The following is a 24,027-nucleotide window of genomic DNA, read 5'->3' as shown; positions in this document are numbered from 1 at the left end:
ATGAAGGTAAAGGACGCCGGATGAGCGATGTAAAAATAGTGAGAGAAAAGACAGCCCGCAACACCCGCAAAAGCTGCGCCCAGCGTAAAGGCCATAACCTTATATTTCGTCGTATCAACCCCCATGGCTTCCGCGGCGATTTCATTCTCGCGAATGGAAATACAGGCCCGCCCATGGGTCGAGTCGATGAAGTTCTTAATAAAGAAGATCGTAACAACTAAGAGGCCAAAGGCCCACGTAAAGGTGGTGTAGCGCGGAATTCCCATGAAGCCTGACGCGCCGCCCACGTAAGGAATGTTTAAGATGGTAATACGAATAATTTCACCAAGACCTAAGGTGGCGATGGCTAAATAGTCGCCGCTCAGCCGAAGCGTCGGCAGACCAATCACAAAGCCCAGGAAGCCAGCGGCGCCTGCGCCTGCTAGAATGGCCACAATGAAGGGCGCCTGGAACTTTACGGTGAGCACCGCGCCAAGATAGGCCCCCACTGCCATGAACCCGGCATGGCCAATCGAGAACTGGCCAGTAAAACCGTTAATGAGATTGAGACTTGTAACCAAAATGATGTTGATACAGATTAATACAATATTGAGCTGCCAAAAGGGCCCGATGACGTCAAATTCGATCAAAGCTTGCACGATGGCGTATAGGACGACACAGGCGCCAAGCAGCGTGAGATCATTTTTCTTTTTACTTTTTTCTAATCCCATGATTGTCACCTACACTTTCTCACGCACGTTCGAGCCGAAAATGCCGGAGGGCTTGAACAGCAGTATGATAATAAGAATGCCAAAGGCTGCGGCATCGCGGAAGGTCGACGAAATAAAACCGCTGACCAAGGCTTCGATGACGCCAAGGATAATTCCGCCAGCCATCGCGCCTGGCAGAATGCCGATCCCGCCAAGTACGGCGGCAATAAAGGCTTTTAGGCCTGGCATGATTCCCATGAGCGGATCAATGGAATTGTAGTACACGCCAACAAGAACGCCAGCGGCGCCCGCCAAGGCGCTTCCTACACCGAAAGTAAAGGAAATAACCGTATTGACGTTAATGCCCATAAGCATAGCCGCGTCATTATCAAAGGAAACGGCGCGCATAGCTTTGCCGAGCTTCGTATATTGCACGACGTAGGTCAGGATCACCATGAGAACGACAGAAACAACAAGGATTAAGAGCTGCTGGCTGTTAATCACGAGAGGTCCTATGTTATATACATCGGCTGTAAAGATGGCCGGGAATGTTCGAGGCTGAGGCGTTACAAGCAATACACCGCCATATTCTAACAAGAGCGATACGCCAATGGCGGTAATTAAAACGGCAATTTTCGGCGCATGGCGCAGCGGGCGATAAGCCAGCCGCTCAATGACCATACCGGCAATACCAGTTAAAACCATAGATGCTACAAGTGCAGGAAAAAAAGACATGTGTAAAAGTGTCGTTGAGAAAAATCCTACATAAGCCCCCACCATGTAAATATCGCCATGAGCAAAGTTAATCAGACGAATGATACCATAAACCATGGTGTACCCCAGGGCGATCAGCGCATAAATGCTGCCGAGAGAAATGCCGTTGATTAACTGTTGTAATAGTTGTTGCACGAAAGAATCCATTCGGGCTTCCCCTCCTAATAAACATAATAGACAAGCTACTAAACATTAGAAATGCTTTTTAAGCAAGCAGGGCAAATGCCGTCTAAAAAGCGATCGGCATTTGCCGTAACTTACAATAGAGACAAAAGAAAGTTACTTTACACTTTTAGGGTTTTACAGTTTCTTTATAAACCTGTTTGCCGCCTTTCATCTCGATGATGACAGCGCTCTTGACAGCATCATGTTTGTCGTTTAGCGTCAAGGAACCAGTAACAGCAGGGAAGTCTTTCGTATTTGCTAAAGCTTCCCGGATTTTTTCCGGTTCAGCGCTGTTGGCCCGTTTAATGGCGTCAACGAGAGCGTAAGCAGCATCATAACCAAGAACGGCCATAGCGTCAGGTACTTGACCATATTCTTTTTTATAAGCTTCTACAAAAGCCTGTGATTTAGGACTCTTATCTTCTACGGAATAATGATTTGTGAAGAAGGTATTATTCAAAGCATCAGCTCCGCCAATTTCAGCAAGCTTCGGCGAATCCCAGCCGTCGCCGCCAACAAAAGGAACAGTAATTCCCAATTCGCGGGCTTGTTTAACAATCTTACCAACTTCTTCATAATAGCCAGGGAGATAAATCACATCAGGATTTGCTGCTTTAATCTTCGTTAAAGTCGCTTTGAAGTCCTGATCTTTTTGCAAATAGGCTTCTTCAATGGCAATTTTACCGCCGCCTTTTGTAAAGGCTTCTTTAAAGAACTGCGATAATCCCTTACTGTAATCACTGGAATTATCAATCAGTACAGCTGCATTCTTCAGTTTTAATGAGTTCAACACGAAATTCGCACCAACAGTGCCTTGGAAGGGATCAATGAAACATACGCGGAAGGTATAATTTTTTACCTTGCCAGAGTTTTCATCAAGAGTTACTTTAGGATTTGTCGTAGCAGCAGCAACAAAAGGAATTTTGTTGGCTTCCGCTACCGTCGAAGCGGCAATCCCGTTAGAGCTTGTCGTAAAGCCCGTAACAGCTACCACTTTGTCCTGCGAAATAACTTTTGTCATGGCATTGGACGATTCCGAAGGCTCGCCTTTGTTATCAGCTACAACCGTTTGAATCTGCTTGCCTAAAACCCCGCCGTTGGCGTTGATTTCTTTAAAAGCAAGCTTTGCGCCATTGGCTGCTGCCGTTCCAAACGAAGCTGTATTGCCTGTCAACTCGTAGACAACACCAATTTTAATATCTTTGCTGGCGCTATCGCCGCAACCCGCCAAAAGACCTGCCGAAAGTGTTACGGCAATCAAGGCGCTAACCCATTTTTTACTGATCTTCTTGAACACAGCCAAACCCCCTCATTTAATTGTACTGTGGACACCAACCCTCGCTTCTTTTGCCCCATCACCTCCAAGTAAAATAAAAAGGCGCTTCAAATAAGGCTTTGTGCCTTATTCGAAGCGCCTTCGCTTCCAACTCATTTAATTGATATACTTATATTACATTGTATTTATCAAATTGACAATCTTTTTTTTAAATATACTTGTATTCAATCGAACTTTTCGCAAATTGATTCTTCACTACAAGACTACCAGGGATATATAGCACTATGAGTTCATTACCAAACGACAAAGTTCCTTTTACACTATTGATCTGTCAGGAATCGGACACTTGAAATATATCCTGCTGTAAAGACTTAGACAACAGACGGCTCCACAAATAACTCACCTTTGGCAAAGCGATCTGCGCCAAACATTTGGATCGGAAAAGTCGTTGGCAAACCTAAAATCATTTCAGCCATTAATTTTCCCGTAATGGGCGAAATCATAAAGCCATGACCACTAAACCCTGCTGCCGTAAAAAACCGCTCCAGTGACGGAGTGCTGCCAAGAATCGGCGTCCGGTCAGGACACATATCATACAAACCAGCCCACTGACGAATCACATTCAGTCCAGCAAGGGGCGGTAAAATCTCTACAACTCGCTCAGCCATGTCAACCATGAACTCCCAGCTTGATTTAATATTGTGAGTTTCCGGCTCATTAGGATGGCCAATTCCCATAATAAAGCTGCCATGAGGACTCTGTTGACAATAGAGATTATGGTGAAAACTCATTACCATAGGCCCCATAAGCGGTTCCACTGGTTCTGTAACAAGAATTTCATGACGTTCTGGGAAAATGGGCAATTCAACGCCAACCATCCGCCCCACTTGTTTGGCATAACCGCCAGCAGCATTGACAATTGTATCTGTCAAAATATTGCCTTTCGTCGTGCAAACAGCTTCCAGCTTATCCCCTTTGTAAATAATATCAGTCACTTCTGTATCGGTATAGATTTCAACCCCAAGATTTCTGGCAGCTGTCGCATAAGCTTCTGTAACCTTAAAGGGGTTGCAGTGACCGTCTTCACCGCAATAAGTTGCACCTAGCACGCCATCCAAACTTAAAAACGGAACAATATCCAGACAATCTTCCGGTGCAACCCAGCGAGCAGGAATTCCCAAAGAATGCTGTAATTCAAGATTCTTCTGAAACTGTTCCACCATCTTTTCCGTATAGGCGGGCATTAAATAGCCGCTTTGATGAAATTCAATATCAATATCCACATCAAGCAGTTGTGGCAGTTGAGACAGCATTTTCACACTTTCTCGCGACAATAGACAATTTGTTTCCGTCCCCCACTGCATGCGCATACCGGCGCCGCAGCGGCCGGTAGCGCCGCTAGCTAAATATTTCTTTTCTAGTAGAACAACTTTACCAGCGCCTAGCTTAGCTAAATTATACGCGGTAGAGCAGCCGATTACCCCGCCGCCAATTACTACAATATCCGCCTTATTTATCATGAGAGTTTCCTCCGATCAATGCTCCGAGCTTGATCGCCGCCGTCGGTTGCCGAAAGGTAGGCAGAGCAATTTCGCCAACACTTTTCCCGGTAGCTTGAGCAATCTCTTTTGCAATCAGCGGCATACAGTTACGGCCCTGACAGGGCCCCATACCACAACGGCAAGACCGTTTAATTTCTTCCAGCGTATGTTCCCCTTTTTGAATTCGATCTCTCACGTCTTTTAGGGTAAGGTCTTCACAACGACAGATAATGGTATTTTCCTCAGCTGTTTGGCTCATTATGCTTCCTCCTTCGGTACGCGAATCGCTCTGACTTCGCCAGCAAGTTCTTTCGGCATCGCCAGCCAGAGAACGGTTGTTTTGTTGGGCGAATTTTGCACGCGAACAACGTCAACAACCCCCACTGTTTCACCGCTGCGATTTAACCCTTCAACTTGACTATCCGCCTTAGGCACAGGATAAAATTCGTAAGGGATTTTCACTAAGGCTTTATCAGAGCGATAAGCAGAATCAATAACAAAAATTGAAAGGCCCGGGCAATGGGTCATACAGATGCCACAACCATTGCATTTTTCAGCATCGACAGTCGGACAATCGTTAATTTCTTTCACCGTAATTGCACCGCGCGGACAAGCGTCAGCGCAGGGGTTGCAAGGAATCTGCTGTAAACATTCAAATACAGCGACAGGCCCTTGTTTCAAAGCTGCAACTGCCATTTAAATAACCTCCTTTAGCGCTACCTGTTCCAAGCCAGCACAGACTTTAGCGCTGGCCGGACCACTGCGCAAAGCTTGTAGCTGCGCCTTCGCCGCCGCCAGCTCTTTTGTGAATGAAGCTTGCTTCAAACCGAGTGATGCCGCGGCGGCAAGCCCGGCTACTTTACCTTCTACCATAGCGGCAGACGCTTCTTCTACGCCAGATACATCACCAGCAACATACAATAATTCCTGGGTAGTCGCCATAGATTCGTCTCTAAGCGGCACATAGCCGCCCAATTCCGGTACAAACTTCATTTTGCAGCCTGCCTGCCATAGCAGTTCCGCCAGAGGCGTCAAGCCTACAGCCAGACAAAGACCATCTACCGCAATATACTGTTCACTGCCAGCAATCATTTCCCACTTTTCATTAAGGCGGCAAATTGTAACGCCTTCCAGACAATCCTTACCATGGGCTTCTTTCACAGTATGGGATGTATAAATTGGTACGCCATAGCGCTGTAATTTCGCCGCATGAACATGATAGCCGCCAATTTTCGGCGCCGCCTCGACAATTCCGGCTACTTCTACGCCAGCCTGCATCAGCTGATAGCCTACAATAACACCAATATTCCCCGCACCAACCATTAAAATCCGTTTGGCTGGCACAACACCATGGACATTCATTAAAGTCTGCACAGCGCCAGCGCCATAAATCCCCGGCAAATCATTATTGGGAAAAGCCATCGTCTTTTCTGATGCGCCTGTAGCTACGATAACTTTCCGCGGTTTTGCTGTCAAAAAACGGCCAGCCGCTGATAATGTAACAACACCGTCAGGATAAATGCCTAAAACTGTTGTCTGTTTTAACAGTTCAATCCCCGCTGTTGCCTCACATTCAGCAATCAGCTTGTTAGCAATATCAATCCCGCGTTCCCCAGCAAATTCTGCTTTCGAACCAAAAAATTTATGAGTTTGTTTAATCAGTTGACCGCCAAGACGATCAGACCTTTCGGCAAGCAACACTTTAGCGCCTGCTTTTGCCGCATAAATCGCCGCCATAAGACCGGCCGGTCCTGCGCCAATGATAAGAATATCTGGTGTCATCATAATATTTTCCCCTTCCCATTCTGTGTTTCGACAGCCATGCCTTCTTTTAGGGGCTCAACACAGACTCGTACATTGGGAACGCCGTTTACAGTCATCAAGCAGGAAGAACAGTTGCCAATCGCACAAAACAGACCGCGGGGACGATGATTATTGTGACTGTGACTTAAAACCTTAACCCCAGCGGCGTGGAGCGCCGCAGCAATCGGTTCGCCAGCCACTCCCGTCAAAGGCTGCCCATTGAGTGTAAAAGAAACAAAAGTTTGCTTGGCAAAATCTAAAATAGGATGATTTGCAATTCTCAAAGAAAATACACCTCCTGATCCATGCAGCACGCTGAATAAATAAAGCCAACTGCATTTTCCTTATTAATAAGCAAGAAGCGTGCCATAAAAAAAGCAGGCAATCGCCATAAGGAGCGATTCCTGCTGTAAATAGCGCCAGCGCTTAAGTCAGCTATATTTAATATAATGGAGCTCCTTACTTTTAAGCCCCCTTTTTTCTGCCAAACTACGAGAAAACGTCAGTTTTCTGACGAAAGTGTCAATTTACTGACACTCGATATGAAGTTTGCGCAACTTGTAATATAAAGTACTGCGAGGAATCCCCAGGCGTTTCGCCGTATTGGCCTTGTTATAGCTCTCTGCCTGAAGAGCCCGATCAATGGCATCTCGTTCTAACGCTTCTGTCGCTGTTGTAAGATTTTTCTCGCAAGCTGCCGCTATTAGAACCGCTGGACTCTGATTGGCTTCGGTACAAACAGAAAAAATGCTCTCAGGCAGATTGGTTTCGTCAAGAATGACCTGATCCGCTAAAATAACTAAACGTTCCAACACATTAAACAACTCACGAATATTACCAGGCCAGGAATATTCCAATAATACGGCCAATAAAGACGGCGCCAGCCGTTCTATCTTTTTATGATGGAGCGAACGAAAATACGCCAACCCTCGCTGTACCAACTCGGGAATATCTTCCTTGCGATCACGTAGCGGCGGTAAATGAACAGAAACTACATTTAAGCGATAATACAAATCCTGTCTAAATTGGCCTGTTTGAATCATTTCCTCCAAATTGCGATTTGTTGCTGCAATAAGTCGTACATTCACTTCAATCGGCTTTTGTCCGCCAACACGATAGAAAGTTTTATCTTGCAGTGCTCGCAACAGCTTGACCTGCATTTCTTTCGGCATATCGCCTAATTCATCTAGCAGCAGCGTGCCGCCATCTGACTGTTCCAAAAAACCAGCCTTCCCCTTGCGATCCGCTCCAGTAAAAGCGCCAGACTCATAGCCAAAAAGTTCACTTTCAAATAAATTAGCCGGTATGGCGCCGCAGTTAATCGCTACAAATTGGCCTCGACGTCCACTGGCTTCATGAATCGCTTTCGCAAAGAGTTCTTTTCCTGTACCACTTTCACCGCGCAGCATTACCGGAACGCTAGCGGCGGCGACGCGTTTCGCAATGGCAATGGCTTCTTTAATTGGCTCACTATGACCGTAGACTGTAGCAAAAGCGTCGCTTTTTTGATGAATCTTATGAATCTCCTGCTTTAAAGACCGCACTTCTTCATGGGACTGCGACAACTTCTGGTTTAACTGCACAAGCTCTGTAATATCCCGTTCACAACCAACACCACCGATAATACGATCATCTAACTGTATCGCTCTCGCATTAATCAAGACATGCTTATCAGAGCGCGGTCGGTGGTAGGCATCCTTTACTTGTTCTCCCTCCTGCACGACTTTACTGACAATGAGGTTTGAAAAAAACTGTGTTACGGCTTTACCAACAATATCGGCCTGATCAATCCCGTAAAGCAATACAGCCTGCTCATTCCAGGCAACAACCTGGTCGTTCTCGTCAACCATGCATACAGCCTCATTCATTGTATCAAGCAGTGCCTGAAGGCGAGCTTCTTGCAAATTTCGTTCCTGCTGCAACGCTTCAAATAAAGCGATAACCCGTTCATGATCGCCAACTTGTAAAAGATTCTGTAAGGTTGACTGCGCTATCGATTTTTTTTCTTTCATTGCGCTCCCCCCATAAAATATAAAACTTGCTGACTTAAGCTTTCAAGCGAAAGTGTCCAACTACTTCGTGCAATTCCTGAGCCATTCCCGCCAGAATTTGACTTGATGAGGCAATTTCTTCGACAACAGCAGATTGTTCCTGTGTAGCCGCCGAGACTGTCTGCGCCTTTTCCACGGCGTCATGGCTCAGCGTATCAAGACGGCTCATGGCACCAACAATTTGTTTTGTACCACCAGCTATCTGATCAACAGCAGCTGACACTTCCGTCACCTGACCGGAAACATCCTGTACTAGTTCTTCAATAATCTTAAAAGTCTGGCCAGAAAGATTAACAGCTTCGGTTCCCAACTTCACTTCTTCTGTGCCACTATCCATTGCTTTCACGGCCTGTGCCGTTTCTGTTTGAATTTCACCGATTAAGGCGGCAATTTGTTTGGCGGCGCCTTGGGACTGTTCCGCTAATTTTCTAACCTCTTCGGCGACAACGGCAAAACCGCGCCCTTGATCACCAGCCCGAGCAGCTTCAATTGCTGCATTAAGCGCTAATAAATTCGTTTGACTGGCAATCCCAGAAATCGTTTGAACGATTTCGCCAATCGCCTGCGACCTTGTTCCCAGCTTAGCGACAACAGCGGCTGACCCGGTTACAGCAGCCTCAATACGCTCCATCTGATCAATCGCCTTACTAACAGCCCTACCGCCATCAGTAGCTTGTTTAGCCGCCTCGCTTGATTTTCCTGCAACACTATTTACATTTTTTACAACAAGCTGCACGCCAGCAGCCATCTGCTGTACAGCAGCAGCTGTTTCATTGACTGTAAGTTGCTGCTGCTCCGCCCCCTGGGCTACGCTCATACTAGCGCCAGCCACCTGCCCAGATGATTTTGCGGACTGTTCCGCATTACCAGTAAGCTGTTCCGACAATGCTGCTACTTTCGCGGCAGCCTGATTGACTTTGGAAAGCAACGATTGCAAATTCCCTTTCATTTGATTAAAGGATTGACCTAAATGACCAATCTCATCAGAAGAGTCCATAGCAAAATCATCACCGGTCAAGTTGCCTTCAGCAATTTCAGCCGCAGCAGCGGCAATACGATTGGTTGGGCGAGCAATCCCATTACTAATATAAATGCTTATCACGACTGCCAAAGCTGCCACTAATAGACTAATTAGCACAAGTAAAAACTGCACTTCCTTGGCTGTTTCCATACTTTTTTCTTCTTCCGTGCGAATATAGGCTTTTACAGCGCTTACCAGTTGCTTAGTCATAGCAATGGCTTTTTCCGAAGGATCACCGGCTTGCTGCATAAGCAGTGCCACTTCAGCCGTATTATTATTTCGTTTTGCCGCAATAGATTTCGCCGCAATAGTATCAAACTCGGTTTTTACTTTCTTTAAATCCGCCAGAATCGCTTTCGATTGTTCTGAGCTAAGTAGGCTTTCCAACTTAACGATTTTATCATCGCCATACTTACGATGATCTTCAAAAGCTGCTACATCAGCTAGTACGCCAGTAAAATTAAAGCGCCGCATCGCGACAGCCTGATTGGCAACATCCACTGCCAATTCTTCCGCCAGCTCTACCTTATAAAGATTCTGCTGCATTCTTTCCTGAGACTCTCGCGTCACAGCGCCAAGCTCATAATAAGTAATACTGCTCATAAGAACAACTAAGAAAATGACAAGGGCAAAACCGCTTAAGATTTTCTTTTTCACAGTCATAGTGCGAAACATACGAAAATCTTTCGTCCAAAAGTCTCGGCGCAAAGGGGATTTCTGAGGCAGGGAACGTTTCTGAAGCCGCCATTTGTCAAAGAATTTTTTTCCAATTGCCATCATTTCCACCACCACTTTCTGCAAATCGATTTCAAATTCCAAGCCTAAAAATCCCTATATATATAAAAAAAAGCCGGCCTATGGCCAGCTTTTTAAGCATGCCGATAAAGAGGATCGGCAGCATTGCCTTATCATGAAATTAACACTCGCAATTTATTGTTCTTAATTATAATATAAATTGTAAAAAAGTCAACGCATTATTTTTGCAAAGGTTTTTTCTCCAGAGACATTTTTCGACTATTTTTTGCTACATGGCGGTAAAATGCTGTCAACAGCCTGTGCTAAAAAAACTTCAATCGGCTGCAAATTACCATTGACCTGCATACGAATTAAAACGCCTTCCCACGCCGTATAAAGAAATTCTGCTAAACTCTCAGCAGACGCTTCATCCGAAATCTCTTGCTGCTGTTGCCCTTCGGCAATACATTTAGCAAATAAAGCAGTCCATTTATCAAACTGCGCCTTTAAAGCAAGCCGCATCGGTTCACTTGGATCAGCCACTTCCGTCGCTAATTTGGCGACAAGACAGCCGCGCCCAAACCCTCTACTTTCATAATAATCGCGAACCGCTTGAAAATAACGCACAATCCGCTCTCGCGGACTATATGCTGTATCCTGTAAAAATTCGTCGATATTTTTCGCAAGTCTATCGCCATAATATTCAATAATGGCCACACCAAAAGCTTCTTTCGAAGCAAAGTAATGATAAAAAGAGCCTTTCGGCACTTGCGCCTCGGCTAATACTTCCTGTAGTCCTACGCCATGATAACTTTTGGCTAGCATAGCTTTCGCACCAATTGTAATAAGCTTTTGTTTCGTCGTAGTATTCATAATTATTATATTATGACAGGCCTTTTGAACTGTCAAGATTTTCTGAATAAACTTTCTGTTCTACACAGCAAGCCACACATTCTTCGATCTTCTGGGTCAATTCTTCTAAGGTAAAGGGTTTAATTAAATAATTAATCGCCCCAGCCTGGACCGCCTGAATCATATTTTCCCGTTCACTTTCTGTCGTCACCATCATCACCGGAATATGGCAAAAGGAAGGACAGCTTTTAATTGCATGTAAAAACTCCAATCCATCCATCTCCGGCATATTCCAATCAAGCAAAATAAGATCGATCGCAGCACCTTGTTCTGCGAGGAGATGTAAAGCTGCTTTACCGTCGCAAGCTTCCACCATTTCAAATTGCATGGCTTCCACGCCACTGCGAATAAATTTTCGAATCACTGCCGAGTCGTCAACCGATAAAATCCTCACAGGCCTCACCTCAATGATTTAAAATACAGGGATAATTGCCATCATTAGACTCGACATTGCTGCGGTCCTTAAAACAGTCTATAGAATTCACACCTTAAATCGCCGCGCTAGATCCGTCAATTCGCCTGAAATATGTACTAGATCATCCGCAGCCTGACGCGTTTCTTCCCCTTTAGTCGCTGTATCGCCGGAAGCTTTACTAATTTCCCCCATACTATGAGAAATTTCCTCAATATTGGCGGCAATTAGTTGCGATGATTTTACTACTTCTTCCATACGAGACGAAACCTTTTCCGTACTTTGCGCTAACTGGCTAGCAGCAGACGACAGTTCGCCCACAGACAAAGCAATATCTTCTACACCTACACTACTTTCCGCCGCATTATGAGCCACAATGGCCGACTTATCGGCAATCTTACTAATTTCATCGGAGATTAAATTCACCTTATCAGCTGCCTGCACAATGGCGTCAGAGATATTACCAACAACAGCCGATTGTTCCGTAACTGCTGCGGCGATATTATGACTATTGCCACTCATGCTGCTAATTACCGTGGTAATCCCGCCGACAGCAACCACAGCATCATTAATTTCGCTTTGCATGCGTTCAATCTGTTCGGCAATATCATCTGTGGCATGAGAAGTCTGTTTTGCTAACTCTTTGACCTCATTAGCTACGACAGCAAAGCCGCGGCCTGCCTCACCAGCGCCAGCCGCTTCAATAGCTGCATTTAATGCAAGCATATTAGTCTGGTCGGCAATATCATCAATCAAGTTAACGACCTTGCCGATTTGCCGCGACAAATCGCTAAGCCGATTCATAATCGCCGTCGTCTTCATCGCCTGTGTTTCGGCGTCCTTTGATACAACAATAGACTCCTCGCAATTTTGACTGACTTCACTTAACGAACTATTAATTTCCTGAGCCGCTGCCGCAATCTGCGTGACTGATCCGGAAATTTCCTTTGATGAACCAGCTACAACGGTAACCCCTTCAGACACTTCTTCGATTAAATGGCTCACCTGCAATAAATTTGCCGATGTCTGGGCCGATGTCGTTGCTAAACTCTGTATTGTTGCGGAAATTTCTTCCGTAGCAGCTGAGATAGAATGAAGCTGATCGCCCGCTTCTTGTATAGAAACCGTCATAGACTGCGTACCTTGACTAATTGTCTCAGCAGCCTGACTAGCGCCGCTAGTGACAGCACTCATTTCTTCACTATTGGCTGCTACACTTTCGGAAACCGAAAGCATTCGTTCTGACGCTTGATTTAATACTCCGGTAGAATTAGAAATATCTTGCGTCATATTATGCATAACGCGAATCAAATGATTAAAAGAAACTGTAAGCTGACCTAATTCATCTTTGCCATAATCGCTTTCCTGTACAGTTAGGTCGCCTTTTTCGACGAGCGTCATCAGGTCTTGCAGACGACGAATGGGCTTTGTAATCTGCAGAGTAATAAAAATAGTCATCAAGATCGCGGCAATAAGGCTCACTATCAGCAAGACGCTCATTTCCTGCGTCGCAGTTTTTGCTAGTAATTCATTGCTTTTTTCTTTATACCCCGCCTGAGCCACTTGCAGTTCAATTAAATTATCAATAACATAACTAAGTTCATTAGCCACCTGATTGATTTTTCCAGTATGAATGGCCTGCGCTTCCTGCATATTTCCCGCCAAAGCGGCACGAACGACTTCGTCTTGTGCATCCATGGCGTTTTTCTGCAATACTTTTATCCGTTCAAAAGCCTGCATGGTTTCAGTCGACTGGGGATTTTTCGTAAAGTTCGAAAACTCATCATTCATTCGCTTTCTCTGATCTAAAGCCATTTGGATGTATTGCTGCCGCTTCATGGGGTCCTGCTCTAATATAGCTTGTCCTAATGTTACACGACTCTGTTGATAGGCAATAGCAGCTTGTGCCAAATCAGCTAATGGCACTGTATTTTCCTGATAAAGTTCTTTATCAACGGCTGCCATATTGTAGATATGCCTTACACCAACCAAGCCAAGCAAGGCCGAAAGTAAAACAAGAATAAAGAAACTAAAAAACAACTTTTTCCCAATGGAAAAATCACTAAATCCCTTCATACAAAACGCTCCTCTCCATATATGGCTGGGGTACTTTCCGCTAACAGCTGTTGAATGTCAAGCACTAAAATAATCGTAGCGCCAGTTTGTACAACTTGGCTTACAGCCGTTTCTTTCTTATTGCCGAACTGCGGCGGCAAAGATTCGCGGCAAGCATCATCAATCGTAATCACATCGCCTAACCGATCAATGAAAAAACCCGTATTTTCTAAAATATCGCCTTTCAAAATGATGCAATGACGCTCCTTCACCGTTGCATCAGTCTGTTCATGGAGCAACCGTGACACATCAAATAAAGTAATTACTTGTCCGCGTAAATTTAGTAATCCAGCAATAGATTCTATTTCCCCGGAAATTTTTGTATATTCACTGATGCGATTAATTTCGCGTGCATAAATTAACTCAATTCCATAAAGCTTCGAACCTAAATAAAAAGTTAAAATCCGCTTTGTTCCTGATTGCTCACCGAATGTCACTGGATGATTCTCCCCTTGCACTACTGAGTGTTCTGCTAAGGGAGCTTTTAACTGCGCATCTCTAAAAATAGCTGTTAAAGAAAGTAAAAATACTAACTTACCGCCGACAACCAGCGAAGAAAACAGATCCTCGACAGACTGCAGCCGCTCTTCGAGCATAACAGCCACAGTATCTTCAATTTTATCAGCTACAATAGCAGCAGGAAAAGGCCCATTTTTTAAAATAAGGGCATACCTTCGCTTGGGAGTCTCCGGTTCGCTTGTTGACGGTAAAAACTCACTAGGGTACAGTAATCGCCAAATATGACCATGGGCATGATAAAAATCTTGACCACCCACCTGAGCCATGTTTTGCGGCAAAATTTCTTCAATACGAAGAATAGCCGCAAGCGGTACCGCCAAAAAACCTGTTGGTCCCGAACGAAAGAGCAGAATTTCCTGCTGAGAAGCCTGACGTAACTCTGTCTGGATTTTCTTGACTGATCGAGGAAACTGCTCAGCCGATCTTGCTAAACGATACACTTCGGCAACGCCTTCTACATCTAGCACCATAGCAATCTTGCCATCACCTAAAATCGTCACACCAGAATAGATTCTTTTACGCTGCAAATAATGCGGCAATGGCTTAATTAAGACTTCCTCACGATCCTGCATTTCATCGACCTGAAGTCCAAAGACAGTGACGGCGCTTTTTAAAATGAGAATTTTAGTGATAGGCCGTATCAGCGCTTCGGAAGAATGGCTACCAATCACGGTTGTAAGATCAATAACAGGTACAAGCGCGCCGCGCAATTGATATAAGCGGCAATTTCCTACCTGTTCCAACCCTTCCCACTTTTCGCGACTTATGCGAACCACTTCCTGTAAATTGACTTGCGGTAAAGCAAATAAAAAATCACCTGCGCCTAAAATTAACGAAGGAATAATGGCTAACGTAAAGGGAAGAATCAAATGAAAAACTGTTTCTTTATCTTCCTGGGAATGCACTTCGACAATGCCCCCAAGTTTTTCAATATTAGAGCGAACCACATCAAGACCTACGCCACGACCGGAAATATTGCTTACTGTGTTTACTGTGGAAAAGCCCGGCAAAAAAATTAATTTTAAGATCTCTGCCTGCGATAGCTGCTCAGCCTGCTCTACTGTAATAAGGCCCTGCTGCAACGCCCGTTTGCAGACCTTCTCACAAGAAATACCAGCGCCGTCATCTTTCATATCGATAAAAACGCGGCCGCCTTCATGATAGGCCGCAATTTGCAACGTTCCCTGCGGAGCCTTGCCCTTTTGAGCACGTATTTCAGGCGTCTCTATTCCATGATCTAAGGCATTTCTCACTAAATGCGTAAACGGATCCACTAAGCCTTCAATAATGGACTTATCCAGTTCTACCTGTTCTCCTTGTACGCTTAGTTGAACCTGTTTGCCTAGCTTACGGGAAAGTTCCCGCACTAGGCGGGGCATCGAATGAAGCAACATGGCAATTGGCTGCATCCGTGTGCGCATGATCCGTTCCTGCATTTCGCTAATCGTAAAATCGAGCTTTTGCAACACAGGTTGTAAAAACGCGAATTCATCATTTAACGGACCGATCGCGCGCAGTAGTTGATTTCTGGCTAAAACCATTTCGCTTGATAAATTGACAAGTTGATTTAATAACGTCACATCTACCTTAATCCGGTCCTCAGCAAAGATTCGTGTCGAATCACTCGTTTCAAATTCACTACTGGCTTCCCCAACTAACTGACGAACTGGCGGCGACTCTGTGAAAACGCGTTCTTTCTTAGCGGTCTGATTTAAACAAAATAGCAAATCGTCTTGTTCCTCAGGCAAATGAAACTGATGCAATTCTTCGGCACTGATTCCTAACGCCATAATAACAAGATCTTTTTCTAAAACAGAACTAAAAACAAAACAAGCCTCTCCGGAGGCCCCCGCTTCAGTCACTGGCTCAGTTTCTGCTAAGAGCGAACCGATTGACTGAATATTTTTCCCTAAGGTTGCACAAAAGTTAACAGCATTGCGTTTTCGATCGGAAGCTTGCCACAAAAGGCGATAAAATTTACGGCCTTGTTTCGTCATGACTGCAATCATATCTCGATACTTGTCCAGCGCCGCGTCTGATTGAATCACTTTAGGTTCATCAGCGCTTAAAGCAGATAGTTCTCGATCAATCGCAGCATCTTTTCCTGTCAATACTCCCGCAAGCAAATATTCCAACCGGTCATTCGCCCCCAAAAGGGCGTCAATCTCTTGCGGACTGGGAAACTTTTTTTCTTTGCGCATTTTTCCCAACAAATTTTCCATAGCATGAGATAATTCTACGATTTTCTCCAGACCAAAAAAGCTAGCCGTTCCTTTAATACTGTGAGCGGCACGGAAAATTTCATGGAGCAAATCGGCTTCACCATTTCCCTGCTCTACTTGCAACAAACCTCTTTCAATTGTTTCGGTATGGGCCTTCGCATCAGCTATGAATTCTTCCAGCAGCTCTTTGTCTTCAATCATCGCTTGCACCTCATTTTACTTAAAAGGCAATCCACTGATGCCGACCTTCTTCTTTGGCTCGATACAAAGCATGGTCAGCCTGTTGAATCAAATCCTCATAGGAACTGTTTGTAGCAGGAATCGCTGTAGCCACACCTAAGCTAATCGTTAACTGTGAGCTGACTGGCGAACCTTCATGGGGGATTGCGAGAGCTTTCAGCTTTTCTTGAATTTGTTTCGCCAGCTCAGCCGCCCCTACTTTACTCGTATTTTGCAAAATAATACCGAATTCCTCACCGCCATAACGAGCTAGCAGATCGCAAGGTCTTGTGACACACTCTGCTAACGCCCTTGCTACCTGCTTTAGACATTCATCGCCGGCCTGATGCCCATAGGTATCATTGTAAAGCTTAAAAAAATCAATATCGGCCATCATAAAAGTAACTTCTTCTTGTTTATTTAAAGCATGCAGCCAGGTTTTCTCAAAAAAAGTTTCCAAATGACGCCTGTTGGCGATCCCAGTTAATTCATCAAGCAAAGATAGTTCTTTTAACTGACTGTTCGCGGAATTGAGCGCCTTCATGACTCGCTCCATAATCTGCGTTGTCTCTTCTAAGGCATGATTGCGCTGTTCTAATTCATATTGATAAGTTAAAATCCGTTTACCAACGGAAAGCCGACAGTTTAACTCTCGTGGTTCAATAGGCTTAAACAAAAAATCGTCAGCCCCGGCTTCAAATCCCATAACGACATCGTCAACACTATTTTTTTGTCCTGTCAACATGATGACATGGACGTGTCCTGATTTTACATTCTGCTTAATTTTACGACAAAGTTCAATGCCGTCCATGCCGGGAATAATCCAGTCAAGCAGCACAATAAGCGGTTCTTGAATGAGCTGAACAATTTGCCAGGCGCTAATACCATCAGCGGCAAAGAGGACCTCATAGCCCCATTCTCCCACCATATTAGCCAAAATTTTTCGTACACTTTTTTCATCATCAATAATTAATAATTTCATCATTTTGCACCTTCACCGCACAAATTCAACGTATCCTTTCTCATTGTACAACAGGTTAGAATTTTTTGCTAACCATTACGTAAAAAGAAAGCACCCTGCGTGATTTGCCGCAAGGCGCCTTTCCCATGACACTATATTTCACCACAACAAATTTTTATTCTTGACAGGCTTTTCGCTTTATTTTCACTAGATACTGCTGATCAGGCAATTTTTCTACTTTTCCAGCAAAAACATCGCCAATCAACTCCAGTTCCAACCACGGCGGCACATGACGGCAAGTTACAGCAAGTTCATAAAAAGGAGTCTTCTGTAAAAAAGGCAATAACACTTGTTTAGAGGTAATTGTACTATCGCTGCGCTGAATCTCCGTAAGCGAAATAGCAAAACATCCGTCGCCTAGCGCCACAGGTTCTGGCGGTACTAGTGGCTCTTTTTGTGTAACTTGCGCCACTGCCGCCAGTTCCTGCTCCCATACATAATCAAGAAAATCTAGCGGACTACCCGTAAATTCCCACACATGAATATCGCCTTTTTCCAATTCAAAAAAAGGAAGACCTGTCACTGTCTGACCGACAAAAATCTTGCAGTCTCCTAAAAAAGCTAAAAGTTCCTGCATTTTTTGCCGCAAAGCAGGCATAGATGCACTATGGGCTAAAGTAAATTCCAGCTTGCGTGACGGCTGCCAGACTTTCATCCGCCGCTCAAAAACAATGATTTTGCCCACTTCATACAAGCTGGCCGCAAAGCCTGTCTCCCCGACAAATACAGCAATGTCTTCCGCCATGGTTTTTCCCCTTTCTATAAGGTAAGACGCGCCACAGGCGTACCGCCTTCAATATGCTGATCCATAATTTCTTCTACATCATCAGGTGTTACCGCGCCATACCACACATTATCAGGATAAACTACCACGATCGGACCTTGGCTGCAAATACCAAAACAGCCTGTATTTGATACAAAAACCTCACCGCCTAAATCGCGCTGTTCAATTTCCTCTAGAAAGTTAGCCACAATTTGAACGCCATCTTTCGAATGGCAATAGCCTTTCTGCTGACCATTGACCCGGGAACTCGTACAGACAAAAATGTGCTGTTTCGGCTTATTCATCTTGAAATCTCCCCTTTCAAACTGCTTGTGGCAGACGAAGCTGTTCTAGCGCATAACGAAGCCCCTCTTCCAAAGTATAACAATACTCGATAGCCGTCACACCTCGTTCGGCCAGCCGCTTTTGCGCCTGATAACCGATCCGCATGGTAAGAACTGCATCGCAGTCGCTTAACTGCTCCATAATCGCGTCACGCTTCGTTTCAGCGTCATCACATTCCGTAACGCCTAGACAGTACTTTGGCAAAGCCCGTCTTTCCACCAACTTTGCTGCTCTTCCATCTATTTCATAAATCAAAAATTCCGTAGCATGACCAAAATGCAAATCAATGAGCTTACCATATTTTGAAGTAACAGCAATTTTAAAGCTTCGATCAGTCTGATTCGCCGCCTCTGCCGCAACTGCTGTCGCCTCAGATTCTGTAAATAGCTCTCGAAACTCTGCCGATCGATCTTCCCCCAAGAGGCCGATCGCGTCGGCACGGCATTGCTTACAGTGGCGCATCTGCTGCACATCGAGTTCACAACGATCCCGCATGGCCTGCACGTCTTTCATACTCGTTTGAGGAAAATCCTGAAAGGCACTGCCAGGCGCCGGAATCAGCGGCATAATATTCGTAATAAATACGCCAAGTTCTTTCATTTGTTTGACTACATCAGGAATATGATGATCGTTGATTCCCATCAGCATTACAATATTAATTTTAACGACAAGACCAAGTCGAATCGCCTGTTCAATGCCAGCAAGCTGATTTTTTAGCAAAATAGCAGCGCCTGCTTCTCCTTCATATTTTACGCCCTCATAATATACATGCTTATAAATCTTAGCGCCAATCTTACTGTCAAGACAATTGACAGTTACCGTAAGATGAGTTACGCCAAGCGCCGCAATTTCTGCTGCATACTGAGGCAGCATGAGTCCATTTGTGGACATACAGAACACCATATCGGGATTTTCGGCGCGAATTAACGCAATCGAAGCCTTCGTTTTGTCCCAATTAGCCAAAGCGTCGCCAGGTCCAGCTATACCGACAACAGAAAGCTGACCAATTTTTTCTTTTACATAATCAAATTTCAGTTTGGCCTGCTTAGGCGCCAAAACCTCACTAGTAACTCCCGGCCTGCTTTCATTGACGCAATCAAACTTACGATTACAATAATTGCAGCTAATATTGCACTGCGGCGCTACCGGCAGATGCATTCTGGCAAAAGACTGATGCGCTTCAAAAGAATAACAGGGATGTTTTTTCGTTTTTGCTTCAAGTGCTGCCAAGTCCATGAAATCACCTCCGCGAATCTTCTTCTAGGCCTTGTTGGCTCTGGGGTCGTAATATTGTTCATACATCCTACTCCGATAGGAATGGTATTTATGTTCTAACAGCGTATTGGTTAAACGATCTAATAAAAGCATCGTTCCGGCATAACCCACTGATAAAATCCGTTGGCCGCCTATGCGATCATGAATGGGAAAGCCAATCCTGACTAGTGGAATCCCGTCCTTTTCTGTAAGATAATGACCATCAGAGTGACCAATAGCAATATTGGCTTTCTGTTCGCGGCTTTTGGCCCGAATGGCCACAAAATCACTTTCATGCATAACATTTATTTTCTTACCAAGCAATTTTGTTATGAGTCCTGGCTTACTGCCTGTAGCCACAACCACAGGCTCAATCCCATTTTCCAGGCAAACCTTAGTTACGCCATAGACAAGCTCTGGCTCGCCATAGACCACGCTGCGTCCCTGCATATTATATTTATGGGAGTCAATCATCGCGTCAATGAGCCGTCCCCGTTCTTTTTCCAGAAGGACTGGGATAGTTTTTCCTGTAATTTCGCTTAAGCGATGAATAAATTGATCTGTATTTTCGATGCCCATCGGTATTGGTAATGTATAGAGCGGCACGCCAAAGGTCTCTTCCAAGTACTTACCTGGCGACAATTTTTCATCAACGGTCACGCCAAGCTGTATGGTAGCTATAGCTCCACCCATCGCTTTTATATCCGCTAATTTCGTACCTCCCTGGGGCATCTTGGAAAAGGAACTGACATAAGGTGCGTCAAGCGTTTCGGAATAGTCAGGGCACATAATATAGTCAATATCCATAAGCGCCAAAATGCGTTTTAATTCGCGAAGATCAGCCGGACTCATATGAGCGGTAATAATATTAACGCGATTATGCTTTTTAGTCGCTTCCGCTAGGCCCATAATCGTCCGCTTCACTGTAAAGTAATAGCCTTCTGCTTGACTTGAACCATAGCCAGGCGTCGGCGCCGTAATAATCGGAAAAGTTTCTTGGTTCTTTTCCCGCAAATATTCGGTCACAATCCGATCAATATCTTCACCGATCGTCTCAGCCAGACAGGTAGTCAAGACACCAATTAAATCAGGTTGGTATACCTTAAAAATATTATCAATCGCTTTAACTAGGTTCTTTTCGCCGCCGTAAATCGTTCCTTTTTCATTGAGCGAAGAAGAACCGACATCGACAGGTTCATTAAAATGTGCCGCAATATGGCGCCGCATATAAGTGCTGCAGCCTTGCGAGCCGTGAAGAATCACCATGGACCGCTCAATCCCTTTGAGAGCTAGAATGCCGCCCATAGGCATACACATGTGACAAGGATTTTCATTCACATTTTTGCAAGACTCCATAGCTTGGTCGCTCATAATCGGCCCCTCCCCGCGGTATATATTTCCAAACAGGTGAACAAACCGTCGTATAGACTTCCTCGGCGAAATTGACGGCTCCGCAAAAACCGCTTAAAGGATGTTTGCGTTCGTGATTATGATCAATAAAGGAAATCCCCAGTTTATAAGCGAGGGGCCGTTCCTTTACGCCGCCGACTAAGAGATTTGCGCCTTGCTCCACCATGAATTTTTCCAGCTCAGAGGGATTGGCGTCATCTAAAATGATTGTACCGTCATAAACGAGATTGTTAATTGTTTCGTACTCTTCTTTCCGTCCCGTCTGGGTGCCAATCATGACAACTTCAATACCAATTTCCCGAAATTGTTTAATAAGTGAAATGGCTTTGAAACCGCCGCCCACATAGACAGCTGCTTTTTTTCCTTGTAGTTTCTCATAATAGCCTTGAATCACCGGTTGCACTTTGGCTGTTTCCCGCGCAATCAACGCTTCAGCTTTGGCCATCATAACCGGATCATCAAAAGCTTCGGCAATCCGCCGCAGCGAATTGGCTGTATCGGCTAAGCCTAAAAAAGAAATTTGAATATAGGGAATTTCATAAAGCTCTTCCATTTTAGCTGCTAAATACTGCATCGAACCAGCACACTGAATCATATTCAAACTGGCTTCCGGCGCCTTTTTGAGTAGTTCATACTGCGAATCGCCCGTAAAAACCACATTGACAGTAACGCCGATTTCTTCCAGATAATTGCGAATGATCCAGGCTTCGCCAGCTAAATTAAAATCACCTAAATAGTTCACCGTTTTGTTTCGTTTTACATAGGGCTCTTGCGGTTCAATGAGGCGCAGCAGCGCATCACAGGCAGCTCGATACCCTGCCGACTTATTGCCAATAAACCCACTGGACTGCACAGGAATGACCTCAATCCCATACCTCTGGCTTGCCTGACGGCAGACCGCTTCCAAGTCATCGCCAATCACGCCTACAATGCAAGTCGAATACACAAATACCAGTTTCGCCCGATATTTGGCCACTAACTCATCAATCGCCGCTGCTAACTTCTTTTCTCCGCCAAAAATCACGTCTTTTTCCTGCAAATCCGTGGAAAATCCCTGGCGAAATAGTTCCGAACCGCTAGTCAAGCTACCCCGGAGATCCCAGGTATAGCTTGAACAGCCAATCGGTCCGTGAACAAGATGAATTGCATCGGTGATCGGATTGAGCACGACCCTTGCGCCGCAATAAACGCAGGCACGCTGACTGACGCAGCCAGCAATGCTGTCAGCATCGCATTTGGGCTGTGACTTTTGCTTTCCTTTCGTGACAATAAAATCTTGTCGTTCATTGATGGCCGGTCCGCTCAATCTCCTCACATCCTTTTCATTTCTTACTAAGCTAACAATTACAAAGTTCTGCTAAAACTAGCGAATCTTGCTACAGTTACATAACAAGTTCAAAGTCCTCGTCGGCGGCATCACGATCAGCGCGATCCAAGAGAGCGCCGTCGATCATTTCGATTAAGCGCATCGCACCGTGATAGCCCACAATCGGCAAATACGAATGAACCGTACGATCCAGTACCGGGAAACCGCAGCGAACAAAAGGAATATCCTCGGCTCTGGCGATATATTTCCCATAGGTATTGCCAATCAAGAGATCTACTGGCTCATTTTTAATCCATTGATGCAGCATAAAGAGATCGCCTGCCGCTTTCACATTGCCTTTTAAACCAGAAGCAAGCAGCATTTCCTTCACTTCTTCTTCAAAACTGCCAAGCCCTGACCCAAGAGCGCCGCCTGGCGTACCTGTCAGTACATGAACCGGGATCATACCGAGACTTAAAACAAATTCCGTCATAGCAATGACAATATCAGGATCACCGAAAATCGCTACTTTCTTGCCATGGAAATGGAAATGAGCGTCAGTCATAATGTCAACAAGCTGTCCCCGCTCTTCTTCTAGCGCATAAGGTACTTCTGCCGCAAAAGTTGAGCGAAGCGCCATAACGAATTCGTCGGTCGCTTTAATCCCAATTGGTGTTTTCAGCGAGAGGAAGGGAACACCGCATTTTTTCTTCAATTCTTCGGCGGCGCCATAGGAAGCAAACCGCCCTAATGACAGGGTTTGTTTCGAGTTGCCTGTATCATATAGCTCAGCAAGCGTCGTACCGCCTTTAGGATACATGGTAAATTCGCCAGTCATGGGTGAATCGACTACACCTGACGTATCAGGAAACATAATAAATTTAGCGCCCATCAAACCAGTAATCCGTTTGATTTCCCGCATGTCGCCAGGATTGACAAAACCGGGAATCAAATTAACCTGTTCTTTCGGCTCCGGCTGGATTTTCTGCGAAAAATAGGTCACCATCGCCTTGGTCATATTGGAAAAACCGGTAATATGCGAACCTTGGTAACTTGGCGTGTTAGCGTGGAATACAACCTTACCTTCCGGTACGTCTTTTTCGGCAGCCTGCTTAATGAGTGTCGGTATATCATCACCGATGGTCTCAGACAGACAGGTTGTATGAATAGCAATGATATCAGGATCATACAAAGAAAAAACATTTTTAATGGCGGTCTTCAAATTCGCACCGCCGCCAAATACGGAGGCCCCTTCGGTAAAGCTACTTGTCGACGCCATAATGGGATCACGGAAATGCCGTGTTAAATGCATACGATGGAAAGAACAGCAGCCTTGAGAACCATGGCTATGAGGCAAACATTTATGAATGCCGAGAGCCGCATACATGGCGCCAATAGGTTGACAAGTTTTGGCGGGATTGATCATACCGCCGCTAGTACGTTCTTTGATCTCTTTCGGTGTATAATCAAGCAT

The 24,027-nt window shown here is 45.0% G+C and carries 21 protein-coding genes; all 21 read right to left on the bottom strand.

Annotation, left to right across the window (positions count from 1 at the left end):
* Positions 1-710: branched-chain amino acid ABC transporter permease (locus tag AC0NJP_RS12280; protein WP_474699983.1), on the bottom strand; the 710-nt coding region annotated here is incomplete at its 3' end.
* A 9-nt stretch (positions 711-719) separates the two neighbouring features.
* Entirely contained in the window at positions 720-1,610 is an 891-nt protein-coding gene (locus AC0NJP_RS12275) for a branched-chain amino acid ABC transporter permease (RefSeq protein WP_474699978.1), read from the bottom strand.
* A gap of 145 nt (positions 1,611-1,755) precedes the next feature.
* On the bottom strand, positions 1,756-2,925 hold the full coding sequence (locus AC0NJP_RS12270) for an ABC transporter substrate-binding protein (RefSeq protein ID WP_474038758.1): 1,170 nt from the start codon (positions 2,923-2,925) through the stop codon (positions 1,756-1,758).
* A gap of 350 nt (positions 2,926-3,275) precedes the next feature.
* Positions 3,276-4,424, bottom strand: coding sequence for an NAD(P)/FAD-dependent oxidoreductase (locus AC0NJP_RS12265; protein ID WP_474699977.1), 1,149 nt, complete (start codon positions 4,422-4,424; stop codon positions 3,276-3,278).
* On the bottom strand, positions 4,414-4,704 hold the full coding sequence (locus AC0NJP_RS12260; protein WP_474038760.1) for a (2Fe-2S)-binding protein: 291 nt from the start codon (positions 4,702-4,704) through the stop codon (positions 4,414-4,416). Before AC0NJP_RS12260 ends, AC0NJP_RS12265 begins: the two co-directional genes overlap by 11 nt.
* Positions 4,704-5,141, bottom strand: coding sequence for a 4Fe-4S binding protein (locus AC0NJP_RS12255; protein ID WP_474038761.1), 438 nt, complete (start codon positions 5,139-5,141; stop codon positions 4,704-4,706). Before AC0NJP_RS12255 ends, AC0NJP_RS12260 begins: the two co-directional genes overlap by 1 nt.
* Positions 5,142-6,230: an NAD(P)/FAD-dependent oxidoreductase gene (locus AC0NJP_RS12250; RefSeq protein WP_474038762.1), complete on the bottom strand. Its 1,089-nt coding sequence runs from the start codon at positions 6,228-6,230 to the stop codon at positions 5,142-5,144.
* Entirely contained in the window at positions 6,227-6,532 is a 306-nt protein-coding gene (locus AC0NJP_RS12245) for a (2Fe-2S)-binding protein (RefSeq protein WP_474038763.1), read from the bottom strand. Before AC0NJP_RS12245 ends, AC0NJP_RS12250 begins: the two co-directional genes overlap by 4 nt.
* A gap of 243 nt (positions 6,533-6,775) precedes the next feature.
* The gene (locus AC0NJP_RS12240; RefSeq protein WP_474699976.1) at positions 6,776-8,260 is read right to left on the bottom strand and encodes a sigma-54 interaction domain-containing protein; all 1,485 of its coding nucleotides are present in this window, start codon (positions 8,258-8,260) and stop codon (positions 6,776-6,778) included.
* A gap of 34 nt (positions 8,261-8,294) precedes the next feature.
* A complete protein-coding gene (locus tag AC0NJP_RS12235; protein WP_474699975.1) occupies positions 8,295-10,139 on the bottom strand; it encodes a methyl-accepting chemotaxis protein in 1,845 nt (614 codons plus the stop codon).
* Between the two features lie 195 nt (positions 10,140-10,334).
* Positions 10,335-10,880: a TetR/AcrR family transcriptional regulator gene (locus AC0NJP_RS12230; RefSeq protein ID WP_474699974.1), complete on the bottom strand. Its 546-nt coding sequence runs from the start codon at positions 10,878-10,880 to the stop codon at positions 10,335-10,337.
* Positions 10,881-10,938: 58 nt separating this feature from the next.
* Positions 10,939-11,361: a response regulator gene (locus AC0NJP_RS12225; protein ID WP_474699973.1), complete on the bottom strand. Its 423-nt coding sequence runs from the start codon at positions 11,359-11,361 to the stop codon at positions 10,939-10,941.
* 87 nt (positions 11,362-11,448) lie between these two features.
* Positions 11,449-13,455 (bottom strand): methyl-accepting chemotaxis protein, encoded by a 2,007-nt coding sequence (locus tag AC0NJP_RS12220; RefSeq protein WP_474038768.1) that lies wholly within the window; start codon positions 13,453-13,455, stop codon positions 11,449-11,451.
* On the bottom strand, positions 13,452-16,436 hold the full coding sequence (locus tag AC0NJP_RS12215) for a chemotaxis protein CheW (protein WP_474699972.1): 2,985 nt from the start codon (positions 16,434-16,436) through the stop codon (positions 13,452-13,454). The genes AC0NJP_RS12220 and AC0NJP_RS12215 overlap by 4 nt, the downstream gene beginning before the upstream one ends.
* 19 nt (positions 16,437-16,455) lie before the next feature.
* Positions 16,456-17,439 (bottom strand): GGDEF domain-containing response regulator, encoded by a 984-nt coding sequence (locus tag AC0NJP_RS12210; RefSeq protein WP_474699971.1) that lies wholly within the window; start codon positions 17,437-17,439, stop codon positions 16,456-16,458.
* A gap of 151 nt (positions 17,440-17,590) precedes the next feature.
* Positions 17,591-18,220: a Fe-only nitrogenase accessory AnfO family protein gene (locus AC0NJP_RS12205; RefSeq protein ID WP_474699970.1), complete on the bottom strand. Its 630-nt coding sequence runs from the start codon at positions 18,218-18,220 to the stop codon at positions 17,591-17,593.
* A gap of 14 nt (positions 18,221-18,234) precedes the next feature.
* Positions 18,235-18,543: a 2Fe-2S ferredoxin gene (locus AC0NJP_RS12200; RefSeq protein ID WP_474699969.1), complete on the bottom strand. Its 309-nt coding sequence runs from the start codon at positions 18,541-18,543 to the stop codon at positions 18,235-18,237.
* A gap of 16 nt (positions 18,544-18,559) precedes the next feature.
* On the bottom strand, positions 18,560-19,819 hold the full coding sequence (gene nifB, locus AC0NJP_RS12195; protein ID WP_474699968.1) for a nitrogenase cofactor biosynthesis protein NifB: 1,260 nt from the start codon (positions 19,817-19,819) through the stop codon (positions 18,560-18,562).
* 24 nt (positions 19,820-19,843) lie between these two features.
* On the bottom strand, positions 19,844-21,208 hold the full coding sequence (locus AC0NJP_RS12190) for a nitrogenase component 1 (protein ID WP_474699967.1): 1,365 nt from the start codon (positions 21,206-21,208) through the stop codon (positions 19,844-19,846).
* Positions 21,168-22,553, bottom strand: coding sequence for a nitrogenase iron-molybdenum cofactor biosynthesis protein NifE (nifE, locus tag AC0NJP_RS12185; protein ID WP_474699966.1), 1,386 nt, complete (start codon positions 22,551-22,553; stop codon positions 21,168-21,170). Before nifE ends, AC0NJP_RS12190 begins: the two co-directional genes overlap by 41 nt.
* Before the next feature lie 76 nt (positions 22,554-22,629).
* The gene (nifK, locus tag AC0NJP_RS12180; protein WP_474038776.1) at positions 22,630-24,027 is read right to left on the bottom strand and encodes a nitrogenase molybdenum-iron protein subunit beta; all 1,398 of its coding nucleotides are present in this window, start codon (positions 24,025-24,027) and stop codon (positions 22,630-22,632) included.

Source organism: Pelorhabdus sp. sgz311002, from assembly GCF_056134285.1.
Note: the sequence above shows the minus strand (reverse complement) of the source record. Positions and strands in the feature narration are given on the sequence as shown.